We start from the raw sequence: 665 nt of genomic DNA on the forward strand, positions 1-665 counted from the left end.
GCCCTGGATGCTGCCGGGGTGCCGGTGATCGAGGTGACCCACGGTGACGGGTTGGGCGGGTCGAGCTTTAACTACGGGTTTTCCAAGACTCCGGAACAGGAGCTGATCAAGCTGGCGGCGCAGACCGCCAAAGACGCCAAGATCGCCTTTTTGATGCTGCCGGGGGTGGGCACCAAGGAGGACATCAAAGAGGCCCAGGACAACGGTGGCGCGATCTGTCGGATCGCCACGCATTGCACTGAGGCTGATGTGTCGATTCAGCACTTCGGCCTGGCCCGTGAGCTGGGGTTGGAGACGGTGGGGTTTTTGATGATGGCCCACACCATCTCTCCGGAGAAGTTGGCCGTTCAGGCTCGGATCATGGCCGATGCGGGTTGTCAGTGTGTGTATGTGGTGGATTCGGCTGGTGCGCTGGTGCTCGAAGGGGTGGCCGACCGGGTGGCCGCGTTGGTCGCTGAGCTCGGTGATGACGCGCAGGTGGGTTTTCACGGGCATGAGAACCTCGGGCTGGGGGTGGCTAACTCGGTGGAGGCGGTGCGTGCCGGGGCCAAGCAGATCGATGGTTCGGTGCGGCGGTTCGGTGCGGGTGCGGGCAACGCTCCGGTGGAGGCGTTGATCGGGGTGTTCGACAAGATCGGTGTCAAGACCGGTATCGACTTCTTCGA

At 63.2% G+C, this 665-nt stretch carries 1 protein-coding gene; it reads left to right on the top strand.

The features are described 5' to 3' along the window. On the top strand, window positions 1–665 hold a 665-nt coding region (gene dmpG, locus LI94_RS21390), incomplete at both ends, for a 4-hydroxy-2-oxovalerate aldolase (protein ID WP_046302512.1).

Source organism: Mycobacterium sp. UM_Kg27 (assembly GCF_000972905.1).
In the GTDB taxonomy this organism is placed as follows: Bacteria; Actinomycetota; Actinomycetes; order Mycobacteriales; family Mycobacteriaceae; genus Mycobacterium.